Below are 12,648 nucleotides of genomic sequence, written 5' to 3'. Positions count from 1 at the left end.
GAAACGAGGAATCCCGCGAAATTAGAAGTTATAAATAGAGGTTTCCATGCCAGAGTTTTTTTACGCCGATCCTTTCCCTTTAAAAGAAGACACCACCGAATACAAATTACTCACAAAAGATTTTGTAAGCACTGTCCCCTTTGGGGATAAAGAAATTCTAAAAGTGGAACCGGAAGGACTTACCTTCCTTGCGGAAAAGGCAATGGAAGATGTATCTTTTTATCTAAGAACAAAACACTTGGAAAAAGTTCGTAAAATTTTAGACGATCCGGAAGCAACACCAAACGATCGTTTTGTGGCAATGGCTCTCCTTAAAAATGCTGTGATTGCCGCAGACAAACAACTTCCCTCCTGCCAAGATACAGGAACCGGGATTGTCATGGCAAAAAAAGGCGAATATGTGATCACCGGTGGCGATGATGCAGAAGCCCTTTCTCGTGGAATCTACAATACCTATGTAAATAGAAACTTACGATATTCACAAGTGGTTCCTCTCACAATGTATGATGAGGTCAATTCCGGTTCCAATTTACCTGCTCAGATCGATATTTATTCCACACCTGGCGATAAATATAGTTTTCTATTTTTGGCAAAAGGGGGTGGGTCTGCGAACAAAACGTATCTTTTCCAAGAAACAAAAGCACTTCTCAATCCTGCTTCTCTCGAAAAATTCATAGCAGACAAAGTATCCAACTTGGGTACAGCAGCTTGCCCTCCTTACCATATCGCCGTGGTGATTGGAGGAACGTCAGCAGAAGCCAATTTAAAGACCGTAAAACTGGCGTCAGCTGGATATTTGGATCATTTGCCAACCAAAGGAGACAAATTTGGATCTGCCTTCCGCGATATAGAACTGGAAGAAAAAATGTTACTGGCAGCTCAAAAATCAGGGATTGGAGCTCAGTTTGGTGGAAAGTATTTGGCCCATGACTTTAAAGTCATTCGACTTCCTCGCCACGGTGCTTCTTGTCCAGTGGGACTTGGCGTGAGTTGTAGTGCCGATCGGAACATCAAAGGAAAAATTACAAAAGACGGAATCTATTTAGAAAAACTAGAATATGATCCATCTAAGTTTTTACCAACGATTGATGATGTGGATGCAAATACAGAATCCGTACATATCAATCTCAACCAACCAATGCCTGAAATTCTAAAGGTTCTTACTAAATATCCTGTCAAAACACGTGTTATGTTGTCGGGCCGTCTCGTTGTGGCTCGTGACATTGCTCATGCAAAGTTAAAGGAAAAATTGGATAAGGGTGAACCACTTCCCGAATATTTCAAAAACCATCCAGTGTATTATGCAGGTCCTGCCAAAACTCCAGAAGGAATGCCATCTGGTTCTTTTGGCCCAACCACTGCAGGTCGTATGGATAGTTATGTTCCTCTTTTCCAAGAAAAAGGTTATTCGATGATTTCTCTTGCTAAGGGAAATCGTTCCAAGGTGGTCACTGATAGTTGCAAAAAAAATGGTGGGTTTTATCTCGGATCCATCGGTGGCCCGGCGGCCCTTCTTGCCAAAGAAAATATCAAAAAGGTAGAAGTCCTCGACTTTCCAGAGTTAGGTATGGAAGCAGTTTGGTCCATTGATGTGGAAAACTTTCCTGCCTTCATCGTAGTGGATGATAAAGGAAATGATTTTTTCCAAATGTTGAATTAGGTTTTTTCTTTTCACATTCTAGGGAAGTGGCAAACAAAGGGCATTGTTTGTCATTTCCACTCGGGATACTGAAGATGATGATACCAACAAAACCCTTCCTTCTCTTTTGCCTATTTATTGTTGCAATCATGATAAAATCTGACTTTCCAAAAGGAAAGATTTGCGTTAACATCGTTTTGATGCGTTAAAGCATCGAATCATTTGTAACGTTAGTTTTTTAAAATGGAAAAGTATTAAAATGAAAGTATCCAATCGTATTTGTTTATTCCAAAAATTTGTAATTTTATTATTTTCACTGTTTCTATTGAACGGTACAGATCTTTCTAGAAAGAAAGAACCTTCCGATTGTCCTAAGAATTTCACATGTTTGACTACTTTTATTTCTCCAAGTGCAATTATACCTGGTCTTGACTTAGATTTATCATTCATCAAAGTGAACCCTCCTGTTCCTTTGGATAAAGTTGTTTTACCTACAGATAAATATGGAAAATTCATAGAAGTCAAAATTGATAAAAACGTTTATCATTATAAAGCCTTTTGGAAAGGAAAAGAAATATTGGTGAGCCGATTTGATTTAGATATCAGTAAAAGTTTACGTACACTTGGCAACAATTCAGTTCCACTTTATACTGACTTTACTCCCAACGCTTCAATCATCACCACCATTCCAAAAAATATTGTTTTCGATGTAATGGAAAATACGAATCCTTTAACTGAAAATGTAGGATATGTAAAAGTCAAATATAATGATCAAGTAGGTTGGGTGAACCGCAATTCCTTAAGCGATGATGAATATGATATTCGTTATTATAAAAAGAGTCTTCAAGAACTAGTAAGCCCCTATGTGTTCTATGTCAAAGATAATGATTTAAAAGCAGAATTTAAAATTTTTGGTAAAGGATTTCTCGTCACGGAATGTAAAGTTGGTGACGTTGATTGCACTGCTACTTATCAAATGGGTGAGTCTAGTTTTGGAATGCCACAAGAAGCAGTTTACTTTAATCTTAGGACAAGTGATGATAAAAAATATGTCTGTGAAATGCGGAGAGTCGACTTTGTTGGTGAATTACAAAGAGTAATCGACGAAATCATTATCGAAGATGAATTAGATCCATTTATCAATTGTAACCTTAAAGAAGAAGCGGAAGAACAGGTGGAATCAGAAGAGTCAATAGATTCAGAATGATATTGGTTTGGTAATTAAAATTCAGATAAGGTAAACTTATATGTGTAAAACAATTAAACAGAAAGTGAAATTTAAAGCCTCACCTATGACAATTTACCAATGCATCGCTGACTCGAAGAAAGTCACTTCACTCACTGGGGAAACTGCCACGATCAGCAAACACATCGGTGGTACGTTTTTCACTATGTCTGGAAAAATTTCCGGAATCATCGTCGATCTTGCACCTTCGAAACGTATTGTCCAAGCATGGAGAAGAACCGATTTTCCTGAGGGAATTTATTCGATGGCTACTTTTACCTTCAAAGAAACTTCTGAAGGTGGAACTGAAGTTGTACTCACGCACCGCGGCGTTCCGAAGGAACTTATCCCTGATATAGAGGAAGGTTGGCGCCAAAACTATTGGGATAAGATTCGGAATGTTGTGAAAACGAATTCCATTTAAGCCAAAAAATAAAAGGATTTTCATTTTGGTTTAAGAATTTTTTTTTTTGTTATGATGAATCTCTAATTGTTTTTACATTATTTCAAATCATCTCTTCCGGTTTCACCCATTCGTCAAACTGCTCAGCAGTGAGGATTCCTAATTTGATTCCCGCTTCTTTTAGTGTTGAGTTTTCTTTGTGAGCTGTTTTCGCAATTTTCGCTGCTTTGTCATATCCAATATAAGGGTTTAGTGCTGTCACAAGCATTAACGAACGATTTAAATTTTGTTCGATCGTTTCTCGGTTTGGTTCTATTCCTCGTGCGCAATGTTCTTCAAAAGATAAAGTTGCATCCGCTAACAGGCGTATGGAATTTAAAACATTAAAGATAATCAGAGGTTTGAATACATTCAGTTCAAAATTACCGGAAGATCCTCCTAGATTCACTGCCACATCATTTCCGATGACCTGAGCGGCCACCATGGTCATGGCTTCGGATTGTGTAGGATTGACTTTTCCCGGCATAATCGAAGAGCCAGGTTCATTTTCGGGAATGGAGATTTCTCCAATCCCGGAACGTGGGCCCGAAGCCAACCAACGGATATCGTTTGCGATTTTCATGAGGGAACAAGCGATGGTTTTTAAAACACCACTGACTTCGACTAACGAATCATGTGCGGCGAGAGCCTCAAATTTGTTTTCCGCACTGACAAAAGGTAGTCCTGTTTCTTTGGCAATCGCTTCCGCAGCTTTTACTGCAAACTCGGCATGTGTGTTGAGTCCTGTTCCCACAGCCGTTCCGCCAAGTGCCAAACGATAAACAGAAGGTAAGGCCCGTTTGACTCTGTCTATGGAATACGAGAGTTGTTGTACATATCCAGAAAATTCCTGACCCAGTGTGAGAGGTGTGGCGTCTTGCAAATGGGTTCTTCCAATTTTAATGATACTTTCAAACTCTTTTGATTTTTTTTCGAAAGTATCGTGAAGCGTTTGTAAGGCGGGAATGAGTTTGTGAACCAATTGTTCGATACAAGCAATGTGCATGGCTGTAGGAAAGGTGTCATTGGAACTTTGTGCTTTGTTCACATCGTCATTGGGATGGATGGGATTTTTAGAACCCATAACTCCACCTGCCAATTCGATGGCACGATTTGATATGACTTCGTTCACATTCATATTGGTTTGTGTACCTGATCCGGTTTGCCATATGGCAAGAGGGAAGTGGTCATCCAAAGTTCCGGCAATGACTTCTTCTGCTGCCTTTACGATAAGTTCTGATTTTTCCGGAGATAAGATGCCTAACTCTTTATTTGTGAGTGCAGCGCACTTTTTTAAAATTCCAAGAGCTCGAATCATTTCTCTCGGAAATCGATCATTACCGATATGGAAGTGGTGGAGGGAACGTTCGGTTTGTGCACCCCAATAACGAGTGTTTTCTACAGCAATTTCACCCATAGAGTCGGTTTCGATTCTTGTTTTCATATGCCCTCACAAATTCATTTAGATAAATTCTGTTCTTTATGTAGACGGAGTTTGTTTTGAGAATCGAAAAAGAAAAAGGTGGGAGTAAAAAATCAAACCTCCCGTATCAAAAACAACGGGAGGAATCAATCATCAAAAAACTAAAATGGTTGGTAGAAAGCTAAGTAAGCTGCCGCGAGTCCCAAAAGAGGAAATACAAACCAAAGGATTTTGGCAAATTTTTCTTTTTTAGATGCCATTGCCAAAAGTCCACCAAACGCAAGCCAGATGACGATTTTTAAAATCACCCAAACTGGAAGTGCGGAATGAGAAATTCCTCGGAACTTCATCAGTCCAAATCCAGCGACGAGAAGGAGCAAAAGTCCTACACCATGAAAAATGGCTGCCGCTACTTTGAATTTGTTTTCCGATTTTTTCCCCCCATTGATGGTGTAGAGAGTGATTCCGCCGAGGGATAAAAATAAAAGATACATTCCGAAAATATGGATGAGTTTATACGCTTCGTATGACACAAAAGTCTCCTTGTTTCTGCTCTATTCTTTCAGATAGAATCATTCTAGGCTAGATTTTTCTCTTTCCAGGTGAGGAAAAAGAACTAGGTTTTGGTGAATGGAACCCCAAAATTTGTCAAACTCTGAAACAAATCATACCTCAAGTGAGACAGCCAAAACACTACTTGCTTTAAGAGGAATTCCCGGTTCCGGAAAATCAAGTTTAGCTAAGGCCATTTCCTTTACGAATGGGGCACCTATCTTTTCCATTGATTCCTATTTTGAAGATGAAGCCGGTGAATATCATTTTGACTATCAAAAAAACCATTTAGCTTACAAAGAGTGTGAAACCAAAACCAAACAAGCCCTCGAACGGGAAATCCCTTTTGTCATCGTGGACAATACATTTACTTTAGATTGGGAACTTTCACCTTACATACATTTAGCGAAAGAATTTGGATATAAACTTTATGTTGTAACTGTGGAGAACAGGCACGATGGAAAAAATGTGCACCAAATTCCAGAAGAACAAATTGAGAAGATGAAAGCGAAGTATCAGGTGGTTTTGTAGGGGAGAGAAAAGTAAGTTCGATTTATCTAATTTCTAGATTAAGTTTGTTGGGAAGGTAAAATTTCAAAAACTAAGTGGGCAAAAAAAACCGTCGCATAACATTAAGTTAAGCGACGGCCTTTTAACAAACTTGGATTATCTCCAGTTGTTTGTTTTAGGTTTTGCGATGTTTACTTTCATCTCACGGTTAAGAATGTTCTTTCCGTTAAGTTCTTTGATTGCGTTATCAGCTTCTTTTCCATCTTTCATTTCGATGAATCCGAAACCTTTAGAACGGCCAGAATACTGGTCAGTGATGATTTTTGCAGAAGTTACTGCTCCGTGTGCTCCGAAAAGCTCACTGAGTTTACCTTCAGTCATATCGTAAGAGAGGTTGCCAACGTAAATGTTTACTGACATAGTTTTTTGTCCTGTTTGTTAAAGTTGACTCGGGAATTCTAGATTTACAATCGTCGGGAACCCTGGACGGGATTTTTGGTAAGAACTCCAGAAAAATGCAGGGAAAAACTTGGGAAAGCTACCAGCGTGCAAGCTTGAAAGGACTACTTCGGCGGTGAAAATCAACAATACTCTGAATCTTCTGTCAGTGTAATTACCCTTTCTAAAAAAAGCAATCTGAAAGAAGACTCAGAGAGAAAATTGCGAAAAAAGAGATTTCTAGTGGTGGTGGTGTCCGCCAGGACCGTGCACGTGACCGTGTTGTAATTCTTCTTCCGTTGCCTCGCGAATGGATTTGATTGTGACAGCAAAGTGGAGGGTTTCTCCAGCTAACGGGTGATTGCCGTTCAGAATGACATCTGCGTCACGAACTTCTTGTAAGTATAGAACCATTCTACCTTCAGGTGTGTCCGTTTGAAACTCCATTCCCACTTCCAACTCTGCTTCCGGTGGGAGTTCCGTTTTAGGAACTTGAAAGATAAGAGCTTCGTTATATGTCCCATAACCATCTTCAGGTGGTACAGTTACATTTTTAGAATCTCCGTTCACTAATCCTTCTAGTTCTTTTTCCAAACCGGGGATGATGTTTTGCCAGCCGTGGAGGTATAATAGTGGTTCGTCTGATTGGTCCAGAGTTTCTCCCTGGGCGTTCTTTAGGTGATAGGAAAATCCTACAACCATTCCTTTGCTGATGGTTTTTGACATATTCATTACATTCTACCAATGGAAAAAAATACTGCAACCGAATAAAAGGTTGGTACCAAATTGTAATCAAAGAAATTGAACCTTGGAAATATTACATCTATGAATTGGTCACTACTTATTCAAGTTTTAGGTGGACTCGGGATTTTCATCTACGGGATGAAATTACTAAGTGAGTCCTTACAACGTGTGGCGGGAGATCGGCTTCGTTCCTTTCTTTCGTCTATGACGAGAAACAGAGTTTCTGCTGTATTCAGCGGACTATTTATTACATCTACAATACAATCCAGCTCGGCAACCACCGTTCTTGTGGTTGGATTTGTAAATGCTGGTTTAATTTCTCTCGCTCAAGCCATCGGTGTGATCATGGGGGCCAATATAGGAACCACCATCACTGCATGGATTGTCTCTTTTTTAGGATTTAAGTTCAATATTGCATCGTTCGCATTGCCAGCAGTTGCGGCAGGGGTGATCTTAAATTTTTCAAGGAAGGAAAGTAGATCCGGTTGGGGAAGTTTCCTCATTGGGTTTGGATTTTTGTTTTTAGGTTTGGATTATTTAAAAACATCTGTTCCTGATAGCGCAAAAGACCCTGATAGTTTTCTCTTTTTACAACAATACACAAATATGGGATTTAACACCATATTGTTATTTGTATTGATTGGTGCACTATTAACGATTGTTATCCAATCCTCTTCTGCTTCCACAACCATTACTATCACTTTAGCGTTCTCCGGTTATATTCCAATTGATGCCGCCTATGGTATGATCCTTGGGGAAAACATTGGAACGACAATCACTGCTAACCTTGCAGCCATTCCAGGAAATCGAAACGCCAAAAAAGCAGCACTAGCGCATACCTTGTTCAATGTGTTCGGCGTGGTCTGGGCCCTTCTCTTTTTCAAACTGTTCACAGGGATTGTGGATGATTTGATTCCTGGAGATCCTCTCACAGATAAAGAATCAACAAGATTCCATATTTCTTTGTTTCACACTATGTTTAACATTACGAATACGCTAATCCTTATTTGGTTTGTGAATACAATCTCCAAAGTGGTCAGTGCCATCGTTGATGGACTTGCTTCAAAAACGGGAAAAGACAAAGATTCCATTCGATTGTTACAAGCTGGTAGTGTTAAAACCACGGAACTTGCGATGGTGGAACTGGTTGAGTTCACAAAAAAAATCATTCGAGATACGTATGATTTCCTTCGTTTGACTGAACAAATTTTACTTCAGCCATACGATGCCACAAGAATTGGCCAAGTTCTGAAAAAAGAAGAAGAACTAGACCAAGTCCGTACTGAAGTATTGACCTACCTAAACCAAATCCAAGAAACCGGTGTCACTGGTAACTATGCGAAAGATGTTTTAGGAATTATGGAAAGAGTGAAGGCAGTGGAAGAGATGGGTGATAACTTTGCTTCCATTGCAAGGAAAATGAGAAAGTCCCACCGCCAAAAAGTGTCACTGGACAAAACGTTCGGTCATTCTGTAAAAGACCAAATGGATTTACTCAAACACCACTACGACATTTTGCTCGTGAACTTGGATCAAAGTGAAACTTTTGATATCCTCGGTAATCCGCAGATTCGTAACCAAAGTCGTGAATATCGTTTTCAAATGATTCGTTCCATTAAAAAGAACGATTCTAAGGTGAAGAAGAAAAAGTATCAGAAAAAAGACAATTTGATGCCAGCTCTTCTTTACCGCGATATCTCTCGTAATTTGGACAATATTTCCAGACTACTCAATGCGGCGATTTATGCGGACGTTTAGTCCGCATACTTTGTTTAAGTAATTTCAAAAAGAATAAATGTTATATCATCGTCTGCGGGACCTTCTTTGTTCCGTAGGCGAATGTGTTCATCAATCCCTCCATACAACGATTCCACTGACTCACTTTTTCTTGTTAGTAACCACTGGAGTAGTTCCTCTTCTCCCGAGTCGCCATTTTCCCATAAATCCCAAATTCCATCGGTAAAAAGTAAAATTTTATCTCCAGAGGTTAGTTTGTAAGTTTCTTCTGGATACTGAACTTCTTTTGAATATCCAATGAGTTTGCCATTGGGTCGAATGACTTCTATGAAAGTGGAACTTTCGTTGAACTTGTATAAGGCGGGGTGACCTGCATTTGCTACTTTTAATTGTTTTTGTTCTAAGTCGATAAAGATGGCACTTGCTGTTAATAATTGGTTTTTATAATTACCAACGAGTGATACGTTTATACTCTCCAATACTTTTCCCGGTTTATTGGCAAAGGCTAAGGTTTGCATATAGGCAATTTTTAACATAGCCGCTTCTATCGCAGCCGGTACACCGTGTCCTGTGACATCCGCAATGAGTCCGCAAATCTGATGTTTGCCATAAACTGTGAGATCATAAAAATCTCCACCCACCAATGAAGCAGGAAAATATCCAGTTTTGATGATGAGGCCTGGAAATTTAGGAAGGACTTGGGGAAGAGTGGATTCTTGTAGTTTCTGGGCTAATTTGAGTTCTTTTCCATAGGCGATTAACTTTTGTTTGTTGATTTCTGCTTTGAATTGGATTTTGTCTTTTTCTTTGCGAACTACTGAAATCCGATCACCCAAACCAAAGGCCATCAGTAACACTTCAATGGCCATACCCACTTGGAAGGAATTTTCGGTGAAGGCATTGACTGGGAAAAAACCCATGTATTTGAGAACTGTGGCAAGCCCTCCAATGATCACCATAAAATAACCGTAAAAGTAAAATCTTGCAGGCGGAAATTTTTTGATATAGGCAATGTAATAAGAAACAAATAGAGCATAAAAAGCGAGTAAAAACGAAAATATATCACCAGCTCTGTTCATCAATCGATAAGGTAAAAAAGGAAGTAAACAAAGGCTAACAATAGGGATGATCATCAATCCCAAAAACCATTTGTGTATGAGTGGAGCATTTTCCTTTAAGTTCATAAAGGTAATACTCATCGGAAAACAAGTTAGTAAAAAAAGAAAGTAAAGCAGGTTATGTGTATTGTATACTAGTTCAGGAGAGTTTGGGAAAAAATAAACTGGCAATAAACCTTGTAAGGAAAGTTGAAACCAAATGGCTGCAACGAATAAATACAAAACGTAAAAAATATATGCTTTGTCTCGAACCATGAAGTATACAAAAAGATTGTAAAGAGTCATCACTCCCACAATCCCAAAAAAAAATCCTTGTAGTAGGGTGTCCAAAGAAGCAAAACTATCAAAATCTTTTTCCTCTGCAACCATGAGTGGAACCGACATGGAACTATCTGTTTTGACTCCTACGTAATAAGTGACAGTTTCATTAGGTAATAAATCAGAAGCATAACTAAACCCTCTGTAGTCCCTTTCTCTGTTTTTTAAAGGGAATAGTCTTCCTTGTTGGTTTTCTAAAATTTCACCTGATTCTCGTAAGGTGAAAAATTTAACATCATCCAATAGCGGGTATTTGATAAAGGTAATGATTCGTTTGTTATTTGTTCCATCATTATGGATGACAAAACAAAACCAATATTGTTTGTCAGTGTTTCCGAAATTTGGAATGATACCTTCTGATTTTTCTGTAGGAAAAGAATGAAAGTGGTTTGAAACTTCGGTGATAGAATGGATGGGTGGTTTTTTCGAAAAATAAAGTAGATGATTGGAAAGATCGAAAGTCTCACCGTGAATGGAAGAAAGTGTAACAGCAGTTGTGTTTGGGCAAAGTTTTGTGTCAGCAAAGAGGTTTGTATAAAAGAGACATAACAGAATGAAGGTGAATGTCTGTTTCATACAGGAAGGTCACAAGTATAAGACGAAGACCTTCCTTTGTAAATCTGTTTGTTTTCGAAAAAAAAGGATTTAAGCAGTGACTGCAGGAATTCCTGCAAGGATACGAAGGGAATCGTAAGCCTTTTCTTTTTGTTCTACTTTGGTTTTATTGACTGCTTTGCGGATGATTACATCCCATTGTTTTTCTGGGTGTTCCATTTTCATGTTTTCCAGAAGTTCTAAAATGTTTTCGTCATCGGATGCATTAAAAATCTCATCCGAATCATAACGAAACATTCCAAAAAGGGCGTCAATGTAATCCCCTACACTCATGGCCTCTTTTTGACCAGGTAGGATCTTTTTCTTTTCTGCCTTTCGCAGTTCTCTTTCCCTGCGTTCTAGTTCCGTACGTTTCATCTGATGGCCTCTAGCTCGTTTGCATTGGTTCCAATACCATGTTTTCAAAGTCCAGGAGGGGGGACACTAAATTTGTCCAAAAATGGCTCGATTTTTGGGTTGGGTGACCAAAGATGGGGTGGATGTTCTTTAGACGGTGGATTGCCGGTAGTTTGGCCCTATTCCTTTGTACCCAATTCCTATTTTTAGGGAGTGGGCTACTAGGGTATTGCGTAGAGTCTGCGTCAAAAATCTGCCAGTGCAACCATGGATCCAAAAAGGAAAAACATGGGAATGCAGAAGATAAACTTTTTTCCGAAGACAGAGAATCTTCCACTTCCTTGGTTTCCTCGCATGACCATGGGAACAGTTCGGAAGAAACTCTCAAACCGAGTTGCCACGATGCAAAATCGGGAGAGGCCCATCTTTGTTCCTGCAAAAAACAAAAAAAAGATGCCCTTAATTTACGAACCCATCACCAAACGATGGATAGGCCCAATTTAGCAATGAAATTGGTTCCCTCTTCTGATACCATTTATACAATGACTGAGTCTCCTTCCACTCTTCTGGATGGAAAAATCCCCACTTTACTAAGACCACCACGTATCTAAATTCTTAAAATTCACATTTAGTATATTGAAAGGATGAATGATTTTCATCCTTTCAATCAAATCCAAATCAAAAACAGTATTTTAGAATATTAGGTATTTATGAATATATTTAAGAAATTTTTTATTTTCCTTTCGGTGTTGGGAGTTATTTCCTGCGATCCGAATTCCAAATCAGATGACAACCAAACATTGGCACTGTTGGCTTTGGCTATGCCACAAGCTGTGAATCTAGAGTTTGAGGCACTTGCGAATGGACAAAAAATTACCTCTGGTTCCAATACTTTGGCAGATGCAAGAACCGTTAGATTTAGTGATTTCCGGATGTTTATTTCTGAGGTAAAGCTAATAAGAGCAGATGGCTCAACATCGGATGTGTCGTTGTCAACAGACAATGTTTGGCAATCCAATGGTGTAGCGCTTGTTGATTTAGAAACTTCTAAAACTGCAGAAACAAATACCAAGGTATCGGGTAGTGTCGCACCTGGAGCATATACGGGAGTTCAATTTTCTGTGGGGGTTCCTGAGGCACTAAATCATTTAGATAAAAATGTCCAACCGGCACCACTTAATGTTAGTTCTATGTATTGGGCATGGACAAGTGGATACAAACATGCAAATATTGAGTTTAGTTATAATGGAACTGATTATACTCTTTTACATCTTGGGTCGACTACTTGTAGTGGAGCGCCTAATTATGGTAATTGTTCAAAAAAATACAGAGCTTCGATTACTCTGACAGGTCAATTTTCCGCAAGTAATCAAAAGATTTCTTTTGATGTAGATAAGTTACTCACAGGACATACCTTTGGCGCAATGGGTATGTGTATGCCGGGAACTGCAGCACCTTGTGATACCTTAGTCCAAGCTTTTGGATTGAATATTAGTAGTGGAGCAGTTGATAGTTCCATCACACAACGAGTGTTTAGTCTTAAATAAAAAT

The 12,648-nt window shown here is 39.0% G+C and carries 13 protein-coding genes; 7 read left to right on the top strand and 6 right to left on the bottom strand.

Going from position 1 to position 12,648, the window contains the following annotated elements; translation table 11 throughout:
* Positions 1-46: 46 nt before the first annotated feature.
* The 3 genes from EHQ47_RS17870 (at position 47) to EHQ47_RS17860 (ending at position 3,288) form a co-directional block, all read left to right on the top strand.
* Positions 47-1,660 (top strand): fumarate hydratase, encoded by a 1,614-nt coding sequence (locus tag EHQ47_RS17870; RefSeq protein ID WP_135747190.1) that lies wholly within the window; start codon positions 47-49, stop codon positions 1,658-1,660.
* A 238-nt stretch (positions 1,661-1,898) separates the two neighbouring features.
* Positions 1,899-2,846 carry an SH3 domain-containing protein gene (locus EHQ47_RS17865; RefSeq protein ID WP_135747189.1) on the top strand — a complete coding sequence of 316 codons (948 nt, stop codon included), beginning with the start codon at positions 1,899-1,901 and terminating at the stop codon, positions 2,844-2,846.
* 64 nt (positions 2,847-2,910) lie between these two features.
* The gene (locus EHQ47_RS17860) at positions 2,911-3,288 is read left to right on the top strand and encodes an SRPBCC domain-containing protein (protein WP_244290398.1); all 378 of its coding nucleotides are present in this window, start codon (positions 2,911-2,913) and stop codon (positions 3,286-3,288) included.
* An 82-nt stretch (positions 3,289-3,370) separates the two neighbouring features.
* Here EHQ47_RS17860 and fumC read toward each other — a convergent pair whose 3' ends face one another.
* Positions 3,371-4,750, bottom strand: a complete 1,380-nt coding sequence (gene fumC, locus EHQ47_RS17855; RefSeq protein WP_135747187.1) for a class II fumarate hydratase — start codon at positions 4,748-4,750, stop codon at positions 3,371-3,373.
* 140 nt (positions 4,751-4,890) lie between these two features.
* Positions 4,891-5,223: a hypothetical protein gene (locus EHQ47_RS17850; protein WP_208727460.1), complete on the bottom strand. Its 333-nt coding sequence runs from the start codon at positions 5,221-5,223 to the stop codon at positions 4,891-4,893.
* A 136-nt stretch (positions 5,224-5,359) separates the two neighbouring features.
* Here EHQ47_RS17850 and EHQ47_RS17845 point away from each other — a divergent pair, with 136 nt between their 5' ends.
* Entirely contained in the window at positions 5,360-5,812 is a 453-nt protein-coding gene (locus EHQ47_RS17845; protein ID WP_208727458.1) for an AAA family ATPase, read from the top strand.
* Between the two features lie 135 nt (positions 5,813-5,947).
* Here EHQ47_RS17845 and EHQ47_RS17840 read toward each other — a convergent pair whose 3' ends face one another.
* Positions 5,948-6,211, bottom strand: coding sequence for an RNA recognition motif domain-containing protein (locus EHQ47_RS17840; RefSeq protein ID WP_035983131.1), 264 nt, complete (start codon positions 6,209-6,211; stop codon positions 5,948-5,950).
* A 258-nt stretch (positions 6,212-6,469) separates the two neighbouring features.
* Entirely contained in the window at positions 6,470-6,961 is a 492-nt protein-coding gene (locus EHQ47_RS17835; RefSeq protein WP_004785810.1) for an FKBP-type peptidyl-prolyl cis-trans isomerase, read from the bottom strand.
* A gap of 93 nt (positions 6,962-7,054) precedes the next feature.
* On the opposite strand from EHQ47_RS17835, the gene EHQ47_RS17830 reads away from it, so the two are divergent.
* Positions 7,055-8,731: a Na/Pi cotransporter family protein gene (locus tag EHQ47_RS17830; protein WP_135747185.1), complete on the top strand. Its 1,677-nt coding sequence runs from the start codon at positions 7,055-7,057 to the stop codon at positions 8,729-8,731.
* Positions 8,732-8,745: 14 nt separating this feature from the next.
* On the opposite strand, the gene EHQ47_RS17825 is transcribed toward EHQ47_RS17830, so the two are convergent.
* Both EHQ47_RS17825 and EHQ47_RS17820 read right to left on the bottom strand, forming a co-directional pair.
* Positions 8,746-10,722, bottom strand: a complete 1,977-nt coding sequence (locus EHQ47_RS17825; RefSeq protein WP_135747184.1) for a 7TM diverse intracellular signaling domain-containing protein — start codon at positions 10,720-10,722, stop codon at positions 8,746-8,748.
* Between the two features lie 69 nt (positions 10,723-10,791).
* Entirely contained in the window at positions 10,792-11,118 is a 327-nt protein-coding gene (locus EHQ47_RS17820) for an LB_289 family protein (protein ID WP_004784080.1), read from the bottom strand.
* A gap of 122 nt (positions 11,119-11,240) precedes the next feature.
* Here EHQ47_RS17820 and EHQ47_RS17810 point away from each other — a divergent pair, with 122 nt between their 5' ends.
* Positions 11,241-11,708, top strand: a complete 468-nt coding sequence (locus EHQ47_RS17810; protein WP_208727457.1) for an LIC_11090 family protein — start codon at positions 11,241-11,243, stop codon at positions 11,706-11,708.
* Between the two features lie 99 nt (positions 11,709-11,807).
* On the top strand, positions 11,808-12,644 hold the full coding sequence (locus tag EHQ47_RS17805) for an MbnP family copper-binding protein (protein WP_135747182.1): 837 nt from the start codon (positions 11,808-11,810) through the stop codon (positions 12,642-12,644).
* Positions 12,645-12,648: the final 4 nt, after the last annotated feature.

The sequence above is a fragment of the Leptospira bourretii genome (genome assembly GCF_004770145.1).
GTDB lineage: Bacteria > Spirochaetota > Leptospiria > Leptospirales > Leptospiraceae > Leptospira_A > Leptospira_A bourretii.
This window is presented reverse-complemented; position numbering and strand designations above follow the sequence as displayed.